This window comes from Jannaschia helgolandensis, assembly GCF_900109285.1.
Taxonomy (GTDB): Bacteria; Pseudomonadota; Alphaproteobacteria; order Rhodobacterales; family Rhodobacteraceae; genus Jannaschia; species Jannaschia helgolandensis.
Map to the genome: position 1 here is coordinate 601,008 of NZ_FNZQ01000001.1, position 16,764 is coordinate 617,771.

Consider the following 16,764-nt stretch of genomic DNA (forward strand, 5'->3'; position numbering starts at 1 on the left):
AGGGCCATCACCGGACCTCACCGGGCGTGTCGTCCATCCATCCGCGCAGGACTTCGATGGTTTCCTCCCGGCGATCCGTGATCAGACGCCGCAGGCGATCGACCGGATCGTCACTCGACGTGACATCCTCCTTGTCCCTTTCGGACAGGGTTGGCAGCGCAGACAGGTCTGAAAGATCGGGCAAGTCGCCCATGTCCGGCAGGTCGCCGAGATCGGACAGGGGTGTGGGCTTGACCGCACCGGGTGCGGAAAGTTCCAATGGGGCGGCTGCCGTATTGGCTGACGGAGGACCGAGGGCCGTCGAAGCAGCTGCACTCCGATTGGTCAATTGCGGCGTCATCACCCTGTTCAGAACGGGACGCACGACAAAGGCCATAACTCCAATCGCAACAAGAGCCAGCAGACCCGCCGTCACCATCTGCGTCACCTGTCCGCCGCTGAGCCATGGCAGGGACAGGCCCGGAGCCACATTGCCCAGCTCATCAAGCTGCTCGAACTGCATGGTACGAACGGTGACCACATCGCCACGATCGGCTCGGAAACCGACTGCCGATTCGACCAGCTCGCGAATGACCGACAGTTCCTCCCCGGTGCGCGGCGTCCACGCAATCGTTCCATCGGCGGCCGGTTCGCGCAGCCCGTCTACCATGACGGCCACGGTCAGACGGTCGATTGCACCGGGTGCCCGCTCGATCTGTCGCTGGGTGGCCGAAAAGTCGTAGTTGACCCGTTCCCGCGTCTCGGCGTTGCTGCTTTCGCTGCCGCCCCCGTCGGCGGCGTCGCCCTCGGGCAGGTTGCTGGCCACTGTAACGCCCGCGCCCGCTCCGCCCCGGTCGGAGGCGGTTCGCTCCTCCGTATCGGTGCTGATTACCACGCGGCTGTCAGGATCCAGCACGCGTTCGGTGATCGTCTCACGGTCCTTGCGTGTCTCGACCGCGACCTCGACAACGAATCGCCCGTCGCCGACCCGTGCAGTCAAAAGATTTTCGACCGCAGCACGCATCTCTGCAATTCGCGAATCGCGCTCCTCTGCTTCGGTGTCGACAGCCCCGCCGCCGACCACGCGACGGCTGGCGGCATCGATCACTGTCACATCCTCGGGCACCAGGTTACGGACGGCACCGGCCACCAGCGACTGGACCGCACGGGCCAGCGACGATCCGACCGCGCCCGATGTCATCTGCACCGTGACCGAGGCGGTGGCCGTACGGTCGCGTGAAAATGGCGACGAATCGGCCGTGGCCAGATGGACCCGTGCCAGCTTGACCCCCGGCGATGCCAGAATCGTTCGCGTCAGCTCGCCTTCGCGGGCGCGCCAATAGGCGGCGTCGAACATCTGCGAAGTGGTTCCGAACCCACTGAGCCCGTCGAGCAATTCATAGCCGGTTCCATCCATGCGCGGCAGGCCTTCGCCCGCCAGTTGCATCCGTAACTCATCGCGCTCAGCACCGTCGACATAGATTGAATCGCCCGTGATTTCATAGGCGACGCCTCTCGTATCCAGGTTTGCGATCACTTCCGCCGCGGCAGAGGGATCGAGCCGTGCGAAAAGCAGTTCCATCCGGGGAGCGGTGGCCAAACGGGTCAGGAAAAACACCGACAGGAATGCCAGCAGCGTCGCGACGGCAAGCACGCCAAGCCGACGCTTGTCCTGCCCCTGCCAGAAGGTTGTCAGATTCTCCACGTGCGATCCTCCGGGATGCGATGCACCCGTTCTGGGCGTCGATGCACAGGATTCCGCAATTCCATTAACATTCGGTTAGTCACCAGTCGGGTAGGACAAATGCGGAACTCACGAGGATGCTGGTATGCGCGACACCGACGATTCTGCCGACAAGGCGACCGGCAAGCCACGCCGTGGCATGGGAAAAATGGGGTGGATCGCGACCCTGATTCTTGTGCTCGCGCTGGGTGGCGGCGGATTCTACGCGACTTTTTCCGGAATGGTCGGCGGCGGGCAGGACATGGCAAACCCGATACCTGAACAGGGCGAGGCCGGCGGCTACGACACCGCGACATCGGATGCGCCCAGTTATCTTGAACTCGACCCGCTGATGGTGTCGGTCGGCGGTGCAGGTTCTGTCCGCCAACTCCGGTTCCGCGCCTATCTCCAACTGGATGACCTACGAACCGATGTGGCGTCTCTTCAGCCCCGCATCCTGGATATTTTCGCGACTTACCTGCGCGCGATTTCCGTCGCCCGGCTAGAGGACCCTACGGCACTTCTGCACCTGCGCGCGCAACTTCTGCGGCGGGTTCAACTGCTGACCGGACCGAATGCCGTCAGCGACCTACTCATCATCGATTTCGTGATCACCTGAGATGCAGATATTCACCTTTATCTCCGACGTACTCCTGGTGGCCGCAACCCTTGGCATGGCGCTTTGGTGCCGCATTCTGAGCCAGCGGCTGAAGGCGTTCAACGACATTGACACGGGTCTGGGCGGAACGATCGCGGCGCTGTCGCTTCAGGTCGACGACCTGAAGGCCTCGATCGCATCGGCAGCGGCATCGGCATCGGCGCAGGGCGATGACAGGGCCAGAATTCTGTCGGCAGCGACGGAAAAGGCTGACGACCGGATCGGACGGATGGAAATGCTTCTCGCCAGCCTGGAAGACCTCGAGGAGGAGGCATCGGATCGCCTGCTTCGGGATCCGGTTCCGCCTGTCGGCATCGAACCCATGCCAAGTTTCCGGGCCGCGAGAACGGTGGATTTCGGAAGGGGGGGCCGATGAAAGCGTTCTTCATTCGCAACGTGAAGCGCCTCTCGATCACGACACTGATCGCCATTTTGCTGATCTCGGCGCTCAGTCGAATTGTGTCGGCGGGCCTGGCCGGTCTGCCCGACGAAACCCTTGATCCGACCGACGCATCCTATGACCGCAACGCATTGCTCTGCCCGCCATCGGATGAGGTATCGATGCTGATCACCCAGATCGGTCAACGGGGCGAAGATCTCACCAACCGCGAGATGACGGTCGCGCTGCGGGAACAGGATATCGCCGTCGCCCGGCAGGAAATCGAAGGCGCGCTCGCCCGCCTGACAGAAGCCGAAGAGAAGCTCGCCGCGCGGATGCAGCAATCCAGCACGGCGGCGGATACTGATGTGGACCAGCTGGTCCGCGTCTACGAAGGCATGAAACCAAAAGAAGCCGCCGTCCTGTTCGAGGCTATGGAGCCCGCATTTGCCGCAGGCTTTCTGACCCGGATGAGCGCCGATGCGGCCTCCGCCCTGTTTTCGAACCTGTCACCGGAAAAGGCATATGCGCTGAGCGTAATCATGGCCGGGCGCAATGCCAACGCGGCAAGGGAGTAGTCCTATGGTCGGCGTCGTAGGTATCGTCTTCATCTTCGTCATGGTTTTTGGCGGCTATCTGATGGCGGGGGGCAAGATGGCCATCATCCTCAAGACCTTGCCATATGAAATCACCATGATCGGAGGGGCCGCCATCGGCGCTTTTCTGGTGGGCAACAGCATTCCCGAGATCAAGCATACGCTCAAAGACATCGGGAAGGTGTTCAAGGGCCCCATATGGAAGCCCGGCGACTACCGCGATCTGCTGTGTCTGCTGTACGAGCTGGTTCGTCTGGGGCGACAGAATGCCGTTGCCCTCGAAGAGCATATCGAGAACCCCGCCGAATCGTCAGTCTTTCAGGAGTATCCCCGAATTGTTGCCGACGCCGAGGCAATCGCGATGATCTGTGATACCTTGCGCGCCATTTCGATGAACTACGATGATCCGCATCAGGTCGAAGATGTGTTGGGTCGCCGGATGGAGGAAAACCTCCACCATTCGATGCACTCCAGCCATGCCTTGCAGTCGATGGCAGACAGCCTTCCGGCCCTCGGCATCGTGGCAGCCGTACTGGGCGTGATCAAGACAATGGGATCCATCGACCAACCTCCTGAAGTTCTGGGAAAATTGATCGGCGGTGCCCTCGTCGGCACATTTCTCGGCGTGTTTCTCGCATACGGCATCGTCGGACCTTTCGCCATCCGCCTGAAGGCGATCTGCGAGCAGGACGCTCATTTCTATTCCCTGATTCAGGATGTCCTGGTCGCCAACCTGCATAACCACGCGACCAACATCTGCATCGAGGTCGGACGCCAGTCGACACCGACCCACATGCGGCCCAGCTATTCCGAACTCGAAGAAGCCATAAAGGCGAGGAGGGCCGCATGATACGCATGATTGTCGTCATGGTCCTGATCGGATTTGGCGGAGCATATCCTCTGTCCGCCGAAACCGCGTCGGTTCAATCCGGTGAACACGCAACCTTCAGCAGGTTGGTTTTTCCGGACAAACCCGGTCGGACATGGCGTCAGGAAAGACCGACGCCATCGCGCGTGGAAATCATCTTTTCGGAAGGCGCGCCCGATCTCGACCTGACTCGGGTCTTCGATTTCATCCCCCGCGACCGACTGCGGGAAGCTGTATTCACGACAGGAAAGCTGATCCTGACTCTTGGCTGCGAGTGTCCGGTCGACATCAGCCAGATCGCTTCGGGGCATATCGTCGTCGACGTCGGAGACGGACCGCCATTGCCTGCCGGAGATCCCCGCCTGGAAGCGAATCGCGCAGTCTTACCCGCTAAGCCCCGTCAGCGACTTTTGCCGCTGGTCTTGCCGCCCCGCAACTTGACGGGCCCGACATTCTCGGAGCCCATGGGTCCGACCGTAGCCGACGCGCAGATTACGGTCGCCGACACATCCGGTCCGCCACAAATGCGATTTCATCCCCTCGGAAACGTTCCCCTGACGCTGATCGAGCCGAAATCGAAGGGCGACACCCAGAGCGCCCAGGCCTGCCCGATCGAAGCACTTGCAGCTGAAACTCTGCTTCAGGATCCGGCCGAGGCGCTGCAATCGCTTGGTGCACAGATCGGGCTGTTGCTCGACGGCGGTGACGTACTTGACCGGTCCGCGGTCACCCGGTTGTCGCATATTTACCTTGCCATCGGGTGGGGGGCCGAAGCGCTGCAGATCGCATCAACCAATTCAACCGATCAAACGGCCCTTTCCACTATTGCCGCAGCGCTGGACGGTATTCCGAACCCCGGTGGCCCGGTTCCCGACCCAGGGTGCGGCCCTGCAACTGCCGTGATCGCGCTTTTGTCCCTTGAGGGGCCTTCGGGCTGGGATCGGACAGATTTGCCCGCCGTAACGGGTTTTCTCGATGGCATGTCGACGGATCGCTGGCGCGACTTGCGAGACAGGCTCGAGGCCGCGCTCGGAGAGGTGAACTCATCGCAGGTTTTGGCAGGTCTGGGGCCCGCACAGGACGATACGTTCGACGCATCCACGCCGAGCGTGCGGGCTGCCGGTACAGACATTGCTGCCATCGAGGCCACGATCGAAATTCTCGCACGCGCCCTGACGAAAGGCATTGCTGCACCTGATCTGCAGATCGGTAACGCATTGGCGCTCCGCCCATCGATCCCTGACGGGCCGTTGCGTGATCAACTGGATGTTTTGCTGGCGGAGACGTTCGTGGTTGCGCGCAGACCCGGCGAAGCCGTCGCGATGGTTGCGAATGGGGATGCATCCGCCCCCGACATTCTCGACCTCGCATTGCGACATCTCTCACCCTCCCAAGCTGCCGAATTTGTCGTACGGCTGCGACCGCACCTGACTGCATTTCCTATTGCGCGGCAGAAGGCCCAGGCCATGTTTGCGAATCTCGACCTGCCCGAGATCGCCCGACGGTTCGCGGACGACGGTCCGCCCACACAGGACTTTGTTCCGACCGAGGCCATCCTCCCGCTAGCGGATGTCGACCCATGGCTCTCGCGGAATATGGCGATGCTCGCCGCCGCGCCAGCCGAAACATGGACCGACCGGAACCGGTTGGCGCAGGCAATCGTGTCCCGCAACGCAAGCGACCTGCCGCCAGCCGACCTTGCTGCCGCCGAGGCGGTTCTGTCGGAAAGCCGCATTCTCTCGGACCTCGTCTCCCGGCTTGTCCGGTCGCCGTAACCCCGCATTAACCAGGCGCGCGTAAGAGCGGGAAATCGCCGTTCGCCCGACAGGATGACTGCATGAGATCAATGTTCCAACCAACGGCTATGATGGCCCTCGCTCTGATGGCCGTCATCCTGATGATGATTTTACCCATGCCGTCCTGGGTTCTCGATATCGGTCTGTCCGCCAGCTTTGCGATCGCAATCCTGATCTTCACGACGACACTGTTTATCGAGCGTCCGCTGGATTTTTCCGCCTTTCCGACGATCCTGCTGGCTTCCCTAATGTTGCGTTTGTCGCTCAACGTCTCTTCCACGAAGCTGATCATCGGGCAGGGGCATACCGGAACCGACGCCGCAGGATCCGTGATCGAGGGATTCGCATCTTTCGTAATGAGTGGCAGTGTCGCGTTGGGACTTGTGGTGTTCGGCGTACTGCTGATCGTGAACTTCATGGTCATCACCAAAGGCGCGACCCGGATGGCCGAAGTGGGTGCGCGGTTCGCGCTGGACGGCATGCCGGGCAAGCAACTTGCCATCGACAGCGATATGTCTGCAGGGGCCATCGATCATGAGGAAGCCAAGCGACGCCGCGAGGTTGAATTGGCCGAGACGACATTCTTCGGATCTCTTGATGGCGCATCGAAATTCGTCAAGGGCGATGCCGTCGCGGGCCTCCTGATCACGTTGCTCAACCTTGTCGTGGGGTTGAGCGCCGGAATGATCGCACATGGAATGCCGATCGGTCAGGCTGTTGAAACGTATGCGATTCTTACGGTGGGTGACGGACTGGTGTCGCAGATCCCAGCCGTCATTATTTCGATCGCATCCGGACTTTTGCTGGCGCGTGGCGGCGGTAAAGGGGCCGTCGACAAGGATATCGCCGCACAGATCGGCCGTCATCCCGCTGCGCTTGGGACTGTAGCGCTGATCATGATGGTTTTCGCCTTGGTTCCCGGCTTGCCCTTTCTGCCTTTCACCATAGGCGCCGTTATTCTGGGGGGTACTGCGGCAATTCGGTTTCGTACCTTGGCCAAGCCCGAGGCGCCGCCACCGGAAGACATCGCTCCGATCTTGAACGAACGGCAGATCGGGGACGTTCTGGCGCTGGATGAGATCCGCGTCGAATTCGCGCTCGATCTTGTTGACCTGGCGCTGGACCCCTCGAACGGACTGGAATCGCGGATCACAGGGCTGCGAAACCATATCGCCGAGAAGTTCGGCATCATCCTGCCGGAAATCCGCCTGACTGACGATCAAGGTCTGCCGGCAGGCACCTATGTCATTCTGATTCAAGGCGTCGAAGCGGCCCGTGACCGGCTGGAGCGCGATCACGTTCTGATGCTGACTGGTGCAGGCACACCGGAACGGGTTCCGGGCCGAGCCGTGAAAGAACCGGTATACGGTGCTCCGGCCAAGTGGATTCCATCGTCGGCGGCGACTGATCTGATCGGCGAAACCATTGTGACACCGGGCGAAGTTCTCGCCACGCATCTGCTCGAAGTCATCAAGTCGAATTTCCCGCGCCTTCTGGGTCTCAAGGGTTTGCAGCATCTGCTGGACGCCTTTACCAAGGTTTCCTCGCCCGAAAAGGCGGTCGCGAACCGGCGTCTGCTGGAGGAATTGGTACCATCGAAAGTCTCACCGGAACTACTGCTCTCGGTTCTCCGCCTTCTGCTGGCCGAACGCGTTTCGGTGCGAAACCTACCGGTCATTATCGAGGCGATCGCCGAGCAGCGAGAGACGGGGCACGGAGCCGATGATATCGCGGAACACGTTCGCCGTCGCCTGTCGGCACAGATCACGGCCGAGATGAAACGTCCCGACGGAACGCTGCCGCTGATCCAGCTTTCCCCGGATTGGGAGGCTGCGTTCGAACGGTATCAGCTTGATGGCGCGACGGGTCGTGGCGACGTCGCGCTGCCTCCGGACATGTTTCAGAAGCTGGCCATCGGGCTGGCTCAAAGCATCGGAAAGGCGGCGGAACAGGGCAATCATGCGGCAATTGTCACATCAGCCCGCCGCCGCCGATTCGTTCATGACATCATGGCCGCCCGCGGCCTGCCGAACTCCGTCATCGCTTATGAGGAAATCGGGCCAGCAACTACACCGGCGATCCTCGGATCAGTGGCCGCATGATCGAGGCCGCGCTGGCGCTGCACGACGCGGCGCTGCCGCTCCTGTCGCAATTGTTCGCGGTATTCCTGCGTGTCGGTGGTCTGATGCTGGTCGTGCCGGGCTTCGGTGACCGCCTGATCCCCATGCGTATCCGGTTGGTCGTGGGCTTCGCCCTGTCGGCCGCCATCGCGCCGTCTGTTCCCGTACCTGCGGCGGTCACGCCCGACCTTGTCGCCGTCGAACTGACAGTGGGCTTCGCTCTTGGAACAGTCCTGCGGTTCATCGCTGCCGCCCTGACCATGGCCGGGATGATGGCGGCGCAATTGACGTCGCTTTCGCAGCTGTTCGGAAACGTCGAGCCATCATCGGCCATCGGCAACCTGCTGAACATGGCGGGGCTGGCTCTCCTGATGGCGTCGGGGTTGCCGATGATGCTGATCGAGATGCTGATGCGCAGCTATGACGTGCTGCCACAGGGCCTGGCCATGCCCGGGAACGATGTTGCCGGATGGATCGTTACCCGTGCATCCCAGGCCTTCGGGCTGGCCTTTGCCATGGCCGCTCCCTTTGCCCTGGCCGCCCTGATCTACAACGCGGCGATGGGTGTTATAAATCGGGCGATGCCCCAGTTGATGGTTGCCCTGGTAGGCGCACCTGCGATCACCGGGGCCAGCGCGGTTCTGTTGTTTCTGGCCGCACCCTTGATCCTGACAGTCTGGAAAACCACGATGGTCGCCGTTCTGGCGGATCCCATCGGCGGCGGAATGCCATGAGCAAGGACGACGGCGCAGAACGCAGTCACGAGGCCACGCCGCAGAAGCTGGACGAGGCGCGCCGCAAAGGCGAGCTCGTCAAATCGCAGGACCTGGCAAGTTGGGCCGGATATCTGGGCGCGCTTCTCGCGCTGATCGTGGTTGCGCCCGACGTTGGTCAGCGACTGGCGGATCTGGGTGGCAGCCTGTTGCAGGATGCCGAGGCGCTGTCCGCCCCTTTGGCGTCCGGTGGTCCGGGTCGCTCCGCCGACGTCATGCTGGAGGGGTTGATCGCGATCGGCCTGATCGTTTCCCCCTCGGTCACGCTTGTCATCGTCGTTCTGATCGCGCAACGCGCCATCGTCGTTGCGCCGTCCAAGCTTGCGCCCAAGCTCTCGCGCATTTCCATCCTGTCGAATGCCAAGAACAAATTCGGTCCCAGCGGATTGTTCGAGTTCTTCAAATCCGCCGTGAAGATGATCCTGTTCGGCAGTCTGATGGTCTGGTTCCTGCTGCGCCACGCGGACCGTTTCATCGCGGCGGCGGCGGGCGACCCGCGGGCGATTCCCGCCATGATGACCGACCTCCTGGCCAAATTCGTCGTTGTTGTCGTGATCGTGTCGGGTGCCATCGCCGCCATCGATTATGCCTGGCAACGCCATACCCATATGGCCAAGAACCGTATGACCCGGCAGGAGGTTCTGGACGAGATGAAGCAATCCGAAGGCGATCCGCAGTTGAAAGCCCAGCGACGGCAGAAAGCACAGGAAATCGCGCTGAACCAGATGCTTCAGGATGTGCCGGATGCTACGGTGATCGTCGTCAACCCGACGCATTATGCCGTTGCCCTGAAATGGTCGCCCATGGACCCTTCACCCCCGGTTTGCCTCGCCAAGGGGGTCGACCACGCCGCTGCGCGCATCCGCGAAGCAGCGGCCCAGGCAGACATTCCGATCTTCAGCGATCCACCAACTGCGCGGGCGCTTCATGCCACGGTTGAGGTCGGAGAAGCGATTGATCGCGAACATTTTGCCGCCGTCGCGGCTGCGGTCCGGTTCGCCCGAGCCCTGTCGGGCAGGGACGAGACATGACGGACAAGACCGATCTTGTGGTTCTGTGTCAGCTGGCCGGTCTGACGGCGGAGAAATCCGCCGCCCGGCTGGCGCGTATACAATCGCTGATCGACACGTTGGAGGGGAAGGCGGCCGATCTGCGCCGGGCGGCTCCGGCGGCACCCGTTTCCATCACCGAGGCAGTGATGCGGGATCGTTGGCATCGCTGGCGGACCCAGCAGATTACCTTACTCAACATGCAGGTGGCGCGCCTCCAGGCCGTGGCCCAGCCCCAGCGTGAGGTGCATGCGCGAAATACCGCGCGCAACGCCGTCCTCGAGAAGCTCAGCAAAAAGCGATGACGGCAGCGCGATGATTGTTACGCGGCGCCGTGTCGGCTTGGCCGTATCAGCTTGATTGGCGCGTAACCGAAGAAATCAGGACGCGGGCAGTTTCATCGTCCAGACGCTCACGCAGAACATCGTCCAGACGCAACCGCAGACGCTGCATCGAGACGGGGTCCGTGAAATTTCCATCGAATCCCCCGAGACTCCCATGAAGAAACAAGGCCTCGGTCAGACCGTCGCGCAGCACGGGTTCGCGCAACAGGATATCTTCCTGCCCGGTGTTGTCCGATGCCACGCCCAGGCTCAGGATGACATGGCTCCAGACCTGACCATCGCGCAGGATCGGGACAACAAAAGCTTCGCGCAGTGTCGCCACGGCGTCCAGCGCCTTGGGCTGCTCCGGCACGGCCTCGCTCTCGTCTGCATTGTCTGCCACGGGTTTCAGAAAGTGACCTGCAGCCGCCCCCCCGACAAGCGACAGGGCGATCGCGAACAGGGCGAGGATCTTCGCCATCATCAGAACGGCAGCAGGATGTCGGCCACCTGCTGTCCGTATCGCGGTTGCTGCACATCGGTGATCTGGCCACGTCCCCCATAGGAGATACGGGCCGCCGCGATCTTGTCATATGTGATCTCGTTCTGGCGCGAAATGTCCTCGGGTCGGACGTAGCCGGTCACCAGCATCTCGCGAAGTTCGAAATTCACGCGCACCTCCTGGCGGCCCTCGATCCGCAGCACGCCATTGGGCTGCACATCGACAACCGTCGCGGCGACGCGCAGGGTCAGTCGCTCTTTTCGACGAACCCCGCCGGAGCCGTTCGACGCGCTTTGCGACGATGTCCCGACCGCACTGGCCAGGCTTGATCCATCGGGCAGACTGTCCTGAACGGCCTGTGGCAGACCAAATAAATCGGGGATCTGCAGCGACTCCGATCCGCTGCGCGACCGGTTGGTGGCATTGTCGATCTCGGCGCGTTCGTCGATCTCGACCACGACGGTCAGGATGTCGCCACGCCCGCCCGCCCGCCTGTCACCCAGAAGCGACTGACGGTCGCCGGTCCAGAGCGACGCCGCCCGCAGTGGATCGCGTTGCGCCAGAATGTCGATGGGTTGGGGTGCCGTCATGGCCAGATGTTCCGCGCTTTGGACGACGGGCGTCAGCTCCGGTGCCCGACCCACGTCGGCAATCTTTCCGCAAGCGGACAGCAGGACGAATATCGCGAGGACAGGCAGAAAGGGCTTCATGGAAAGGCTCCGCTCTCAGATCAGTTGACGACGACGGAACCGGTTGCGGTGGCAACCCCGGTAACCGTCGATCGGGAAGAAAGGTTCATTACGCGCACCGGTTCGCCGGTGCCTGCGCGCGACAGGGCACGCCCGTCGAGTGTGATGGTCAGGCTGCCGCGTCGATACACGAGCGGTACGATCATGTTGCGCTGTACCACCGTCGGCAGACCGACATCGCGGGTCTGGATCGGGCGGCCCGGATAAAGGTTCACCCGCGCCTCCAACCCGATGATGTCGCGTGGGTCGAGAAACCCGTCGGGCGCATCGGTATCGACAAAGCCCAGGTCGTCGGCCGTCAGCACAGTCCCCGCGCGGATCGCGCGGACGGCCATGACCGACTCGGCCGCAACCGGGCCAGCCGTCAGCAGCAACAGGATCGCGATACGGATCATCGGATCTGTGTCGTTGCCGACATCATCTGATCCGCCGCCGTGATGACCTTGGCGTTCATTTCATAGCCACGCTGTGCTTCGATCAGTTCGGTGATTTCCCGCACTGCGTCGACCGAGCTGTCCTCCAGATATCCCTGGCGGAAGAAGCCCAGCCCGTCTTCGCCCGGAAAGCCGACCAGCGGAGCGCCCGATGCGCCGGTCTCCGAGTAGAGATTGGACCCGAGCGCTTCGAGTCCCTTTTCGTTGGTGAACCCGACGAGGGTCAGCTGACCCAGAAGTTCCGGCTCGGTCCGGTCGATGAAATAGGCATATATCTCGCCCTCGGGGTTGATTGAAATCGACCGGGTATCGTCGGGTATCGTGATGTCCGGCACGACCGGGTGGCCGTCCGACGTGACCAGAAGCCCATCGCCGGTGCGCTTGAGCGCACCATCGCGGGTATAGGCGGCAGAGCCCGAGGGAAGCGTCACCTCGATATAGCCACGCCCCTCGATGGCGAGATCCAGGTCGCCGCCGGTCTGACCCAGCGCGCCCTGCGCCACCTCCATGGTGACGGCGGTCGGGCGAACGCCCAGACCCAGCTGCACACCTGCAGGCACGATCGCGCCGGTCGCGGAGTTTATCGATCCGGCGCGGGTAACCTGCTGATAGTGAAGGTCCGCAAACTCGGCCCGGCGGGCGTTATAGCCAGTGGTGTTCATGTTGGCGAGGTTGTTGGAAATGACCTCCACCCTTGTTTGCTGCGCGGCCATGCCGGTCGCCGCGATACTCAGTGCACGCATGGGTGCCTCCCTATTGATCCATCAGGCGCAGCATCGACTGCATCCGTTCGTGTTCGCGGTCCATGAAGCCTTGTCCCATCTCGTAGGCATTCTGCACGGCGACCATCCGTGCGATCTCGATCACCGGGTTGACGTTGGACGATTCCAGAAACCCCTGTTTCACGGCCGGGCTTTCGACTGGCTGGAAGCCGTCGGTGGCGAACATCGTGCCAGCACGTCGGGTCATCGCACCGGCATCCTCGGGTGTGACGACGCCGATTTGACCGATCGGCTGGCCATCGGCGGACAGGGTGCCGTCGCCGCCGACATATATGGCGCGCGCATCCGTGGGGATGAATATCGGAGCTCCGCCCGCATCCAGAACAGGGTGGCCTTCGGCTGTCCGAAGACCGCCATCCGGACCGGACAGAAAGGCCCCTGCGCGGGTCAGATGCGGGGTGCCGTCGACTTCGACGAGGAAATACCCCTCGCCTTCGATTGCCAGGTCGAAGGTGCCGCCCGTTTGCTCCAGGCCGCCCTGATCGAACCGGGTCTGGCGCCCGTTGGCATAGGCGAAGGACACCGATGGCGCGCCGTCGCCCGCGATCACGAACTCCGAAAAGATCAGGCCTTCGGCGCGATAGCCGGTGGTGTTCGCGTTCGCGATATTCTGCGCGATCACGTCCATTTCGCGCAGCAGACCGGCCTGTCGACCGAGCGTCGGATAGATACCGTCGGCCATGTCAGAACCCCTGTATGATGGGCACGAGCGTGTCGGTAAAATAGCGGCCCAGCGTCAGTGTCATGAACCCCATCGTCGCCCAGAAAACACCAAGGATGGCCGCCATTTTCGGCACGAAGGTCAAAGTCATTTCCTGTATCGACGTCAGCGCCTGCAACAGCCCGATGGCCAGCCCGACGACCAGCGCCACACCCAGAATCGGAGCCGAAATCAGGACTGCGACCCAGAGGCCCTGGCGCAGGGTGTCGAAGAAAATAAGCTCGGACATCGGTCTAGACCGGCATCCGCAGAATTTCCTGATACGCTTCGACGACCTTGTCACGGATCGTGACAACCGTATCGACGGCCATCTGCCCCTCGGCCAGCGCCGTTACCAGCGCATGGGGGTCTGCGCTGCCTGTTATGGCGGCTTCCGCCTGCTGTTCGGCCTGACGCAGCATGTCGGTGAAACCCGACATTGCTTCGGTCGCGGCATTGGTCTTGGGCGCGGGCGTTCCGCCCAGTCCCGCAAGGATCGGATTAAGGTCCATTCTGGCCTCCTGATTTCGGTGGTTCGGTCTGCGTCTGTCAGCGTTTGAGAATATCCATCAGTTGCGTCGACATGCGCCGCACCTGTTCGAACATCTTGAGGTTGGCTTCATAACTTCGCTGGGCTTCGCGGGCGTCGGCCAGTTCGGTGACCAGCTCCACGTTGGACCCTTCGTAATAGCCCTCCGCGTCCGCCATCGGGTGTGCGGGGTCGTTGATGCGGGGTAATTCTCCACGGCGGAGTTGCACCGGTCCCGTTTCAATCCCGCCCGTGCGGCGCCCCTGCTCGACCTCGGCGCGAAACTCCACGGTCTTGCGGCGATAGCCGGGCGTATCGACGTTGGCGATATTTTCGGCGATGTGGCGCAGGCGTTGGCTCTGACCGCGCATTCCGCTCGACAGCACTCCTAAAGCGTCTGAAAATTCGGCCATGGGCTACCTCCGGTTCAGCGCGGCGCGCATCAGGTCGAGGCTGCTGCGATATACGGTCAGCGCCCGGTCGTGCATGCGCGCCGCCTCTAGTCCGCGCATGACCTGATCCTCCAGATCGACGGAATTGCCGTTCGGATCGGCTGCGACATCGCGCATTTCATAAGATCGCGCCGCCGTGCCCGGCCCGGACATATGATCCGGCCGCGTCCGGCGCGGTGCAAATCCGTCGTCGACCGAAAATGGCGCCATGTCGCGGGCGCGAAAGCCCGGTGTGTCGGCGTTCGCCACGTTCGTGGCGATCACGGCCTGGCGATTGGCCGCATGCCGGGCGGCACCGGCGGCAAGGCCGAAAATGGCGGGCATCTCGTTCACAGGGGCAACTCCTTCGTCGTCCGTGAAACGAAGCCTTAAGACTGATTCCTTTAGAAATCGTTTCAACAACACTTCGGAGACGCACCATGATCCATACCAAGGACGCTCCCGACGGCGATCCGTTCGGATCCTTTCGGGCACAGGTTGCCTTCCTGGATCGCAGCTTCCCGCAAGGCAGGATTGCCCGGCTGGACCCTTCGGGGTTCAGCGTCGAAGGCCTGTCGGACCACGCGATCCTGGGCGATGAGCTTCTGTTTCACGACGCAGGCGGCACGCTCCGGCGGGCCGAAGTCTCGCGGCTGGACCGCGATAGCCTCTGGGCGATCCCTTATGCGGCGTCCGACGGTTTGCGGATCGGCCTTCCGGTGCGACCGTCAGGGACGCCACGCATCAACCCGCACGAGGGCTGGATCGGACGAATCGTCGATCCCTTCGGTCAACCGCTGGACGACATGCCTCTGGCACCCGGCTTCTCCGTGCCGCTGCGCGCGGCTCCGCCGGCCCCCGCGCGCCGACGTGGCATGGGGCACCGGCTGTGCACAGGTTTCGCCGTTCTCGATACGATGCTGCCGATCGCAAAGGGGCAGCGGATCGGTCTGTTTGCCGGGTCGGGCGTCGGTAAATCGACCCTCTTGGGAAGCCTTGCGCGAACGATGGAAGCGGATATCTGCGTTCTCGCCCTGGTTGGCGAACGCGGGCGGGAGGTGTCGGATTTCGTTCGCACCGTCCTCGGACCCGAAGGGATGGCCCGCACCATCGTGGTGGTCGCAACGTCGGACATGCCCGCCAATACCCGCCGCCGGTGTGCCTTCTCGGCGCTGGCCGTGGCCGAACATTTCCGCGATCGGGGGCGACACGTCCTGTTCCTTTGCGACAGCCTGACCCGCCTGGCCGAAGCCCATCGCGAAGTCGCGAGTGCCGCGGGCGAGGCGACGTCCCTGCGGGGCCATCCCCCCAGTCTGACACCGCTTCTGGCTTCGCTCTGCGAACGGGCCGGACCGGGGGAAGATCGGCCGGACAGCACAGTGCAGGGCGACATCACGGCGGTCTTTTCGGTCCTTGTCGCCGGTTCGGACATGGAGGAGCCGGTCGCCGATATCGTGCGCGGACAGCTGGATGGCCACGTCGTTTTGGCCCGTGACATCGCGGAGGCGGGGCGGTTCCCGGCCATCGACGTCCTTCGGTCCATCTCGCGCAGCCTGCCGGCTGCGGCGAATGCCGAAGAAAACGCACTGATCGCCGAAACCCGCCAGCTTCTCGCCGTTCACGACCGAAGCGATCTGATGGTCAGCTCGGGCCTGTATGAACGCGGGTCCAGTCCCGATATCGACCGTGCCGTCGCCCTGATACCGCGTCTGAACGACATATTCTCGGCGCAGGGTCTGACCCGCTCGACCGACGGCTTTCGCCTGCTCGCCGGATTGCTCGGACGATCGTATGCCGGTCCGGGCGGATGACGGCCAGCACGGCGAATCGGTTTGACCCATCTCGATCCCGTTTCGGGTTCACGCCCTTCAACACTGCAAACGGGGCCGTCAGACCGGACTGCATGGCCGGGAAAACGTCGCTGACATCACTCAGGCTGCCGGTCGGGCACATCGCGCGTCACGGCAATATCTTATCCGAGGCCCCTGCCGACGAACGACAGGAATGGATGGAAACCGGCCCCACCTGTGACATCTGGACACGATCATGATCCCCGCAGAAAACGAATGCCCTAACGGACGGCAGGATTGATAAGTTCTCGACTCCCCCGTGTCCGCTGTCCCGCAAGACGCCAAGCGGCCGATATTTTTCAGCCCGGACTTTCTGATACCAGACGGTGTGACGGTTGGCTGGCGGCCTGCGAAGAAAGGATAGCGTGCAGGCTCCTCTACTGGTCTGCCGGATCGTTCGCCTGCACAGAGGGCGATGCAGATGCGGACCTTGGCGGCTGGGTCCTGGCGCATCGGAATTGGCACCATCCGGCTGCGGTCCGCGTTGACCCGCGAAACTTCTGGCTCCCGTATCCACCGCCTG

Annotated in this window: 20 protein-coding genes; 10 read left to right on the plus strand and 10 right to left on the minus strand. The window is 62.6% G+C overall.

Going from position 1 to position 16,764, the window contains the following annotated elements; genetic code table 11:
* Positions 1-7 precede the first annotated feature (7 nt).
* Positions 8-1,684, minus strand: a complete 1,677-nt coding sequence (gene fliF / locus BMY38_RS02875; RefSeq protein ID WP_092759581.1) for a flagellar basal-body MS-ring/collar protein FliF — start codon at positions 1,682-1,684, stop codon at positions 8-10.
* A 124-nt stretch (positions 1,685-1,808) separates the two neighbouring features.
* Here fliF and BMY38_RS02880 point away from each other — a divergent pair, with 124 nt between their 5' ends.
* The 9 genes from BMY38_RS02880 (at position 1,809) to BMY38_RS02920 (ending at position 10,246) form a co-directional block, all read left to right on the plus strand.
* Positions 1,809-2,321, plus strand: coding sequence for a flagellar basal body-associated FliL family protein (locus tag BMY38_RS02880; RefSeq protein WP_092759583.1), 513 nt, complete (start codon positions 1,809-1,811; stop codon positions 2,319-2,321).
* Position 2,322: 1 nt separating this feature from the next.
* Entirely contained in the window at positions 2,323-2,736 is a 414-nt protein-coding gene (locus BMY38_RS02885) for a hypothetical protein (RefSeq protein WP_092759585.1), read from the plus strand.
* Positions 2,733-3,317 carry a MotE family protein gene (locus BMY38_RS02890; RefSeq protein WP_092759587.1) on the plus strand — a complete coding sequence of 195 codons (585 nt, stop codon included), beginning with the start codon at positions 2,733-2,735 and terminating at the stop codon, positions 3,315-3,317. Before BMY38_RS02885 ends, BMY38_RS02890 begins: the two co-directional genes overlap by 4 nt.
* A gap of 4 nt (positions 3,318-3,321) precedes the next feature.
* A complete protein-coding gene (gene motA, locus BMY38_RS02895) occupies positions 3,322-4,185 on the plus strand; it encodes a flagellar motor stator protein MotA (RefSeq protein ID WP_092759589.1) in 864 nt (287 codons plus the stop codon).
* A complete protein-coding gene (locus BMY38_RS02900; protein ID WP_092759591.1) occupies positions 4,182-5,978 on the plus strand; it encodes a hypothetical protein in 1,797 nt (598 codons plus the stop codon). Before motA ends, BMY38_RS02900 begins: the two co-directional genes overlap by 4 nt.
* Positions 5,979-6,040: 62 nt before the next feature.
* Positions 6,041-8,101: a flagellar biosynthesis protein FlhA gene (locus BMY38_RS02905; protein WP_092759593.1), complete on the plus strand. Its 2,061-nt coding sequence runs from the start codon at positions 6,041-6,043 to the stop codon at positions 8,099-8,101.
* The gene (locus tag BMY38_RS02910; RefSeq protein ID WP_092759595.1) at positions 8,098-8,853 is read left to right on the plus strand and encodes a flagellar biosynthetic protein FliR; all 756 of its coding nucleotides are present in this window, start codon (positions 8,098-8,100) and stop codon (positions 8,851-8,853) included. The genes BMY38_RS02905 and BMY38_RS02910 overlap by 4 nt, the downstream gene beginning before the upstream one ends.
* Positions 8,850-9,923, plus strand: coding sequence for an EscU/YscU/HrcU family type III secretion system export apparatus switch protein (locus tag BMY38_RS02915; protein ID WP_092759597.1), 1,074 nt, complete (start codon positions 8,850-8,852; stop codon positions 9,921-9,923). Before BMY38_RS02910 ends, BMY38_RS02915 begins: the two co-directional genes overlap by 4 nt.
* Entirely contained in the window at positions 9,920-10,246 is a 327-nt protein-coding gene (locus BMY38_RS02920; RefSeq protein WP_092759600.1) for a hypothetical protein, read from the plus strand. The genes BMY38_RS02915 and BMY38_RS02920 overlap by 4 nt, the downstream gene beginning before the upstream one ends.
* A 46-nt stretch (positions 10,247-10,292) precedes the next feature.
* Here BMY38_RS02920 and BMY38_RS02925 read toward each other — a convergent pair whose 3' ends face one another.
* The 9 genes from BMY38_RS02925 to BMY38_RS02965 are packed head-to-tail and all read right to left on the minus strand — an operon-like array spanning position 10,293 to position 14,736.
* Positions 10,293-10,748, minus strand: coding sequence for a hypothetical protein (locus BMY38_RS02925; protein WP_092759602.1), 456 nt, complete (start codon positions 10,746-10,748; stop codon positions 10,293-10,295).
* Positions 10,748-11,476: a flagellar basal body L-ring protein FlgH gene (flgH, locus tag BMY38_RS02930; protein WP_092759604.1), complete on the minus strand. Its 729-nt coding sequence runs from the start codon at positions 11,474-11,476 to the stop codon at positions 10,748-10,750. Before flgH ends, BMY38_RS02925 begins: the two co-directional genes overlap by 1 nt.
* 20 nt (positions 11,477-11,496) lie before the next feature.
* Positions 11,497-11,910 (minus strand): flagellar basal body P-ring formation chaperone FlgA, encoded by a 414-nt coding sequence (gene flgA / locus BMY38_RS02935; protein WP_092759606.1) that lies wholly within the window; start codon positions 11,908-11,910, stop codon positions 11,497-11,499.
* Positions 11,907-12,692, minus strand: a complete 786-nt coding sequence (gene flgG, locus BMY38_RS02940) for a flagellar basal-body rod protein FlgG (protein ID WP_092759608.1) — start codon at positions 12,690-12,692, stop codon at positions 11,907-11,909. Before flgG ends, flgA begins: the two co-directional genes overlap by 4 nt.
* Before the next feature lie 10 nt (positions 12,693-12,702).
* Positions 12,703-13,413: a flagellar hook-basal body complex protein gene (locus tag BMY38_RS02945; protein ID WP_092759610.1), complete on the minus strand. Its 711-nt coding sequence runs from the start codon at positions 13,411-13,413 to the stop codon at positions 12,703-12,705.
* A gap of 1 nt (position 13,414) precedes the next feature.
* Complete coding sequence (locus BMY38_RS02950) at positions 13,415-13,681, minus strand: flagellar biosynthetic protein FliQ (protein ID WP_092759612.1); 267 nt, start codon at positions 13,679-13,681, stop codon at positions 13,415-13,417.
* A 4-nt stretch (positions 13,682-13,685) separates the two neighbouring features.
* A complete protein-coding gene (gene fliE / locus BMY38_RS02955; protein ID WP_092759614.1) occupies positions 13,686-13,943 on the minus strand; it encodes a flagellar hook-basal body complex protein FliE in 258 nt (85 codons plus the stop codon).
* Positions 13,944-13,980: 37 nt separating this feature from the next.
* On the minus strand, positions 13,981-14,373 hold the full coding sequence (gene flgC, locus BMY38_RS02960; RefSeq protein WP_092759616.1) for a flagellar basal body rod protein FlgC: 393 nt from the start codon (positions 14,371-14,373) through the stop codon (positions 13,981-13,983).
* 3 nt (positions 14,374-14,376) lie between these two features.
* The gene (locus BMY38_RS02965) at positions 14,377-14,736 is read right to left on the minus strand and encodes a flagellar basal body protein (protein WP_092761123.1); all 360 of its coding nucleotides are present in this window, start codon (positions 14,734-14,736) and stop codon (positions 14,377-14,379) included.
* 95 nt (positions 14,737-14,831) lie between these two features.
* On the opposite strand from BMY38_RS02965, the gene BMY38_RS02970 reads away from it, so the two are divergent.
* Positions 14,832-16,202, plus strand: a complete 1,371-nt coding sequence (locus BMY38_RS02970; RefSeq protein ID WP_092759618.1) for a FliI/YscN family ATPase — start codon at positions 14,832-14,834, stop codon at positions 16,200-16,202.
* The last annotated feature ends 562 nt before the right edge of the window (positions 16,203-16,764 follow it).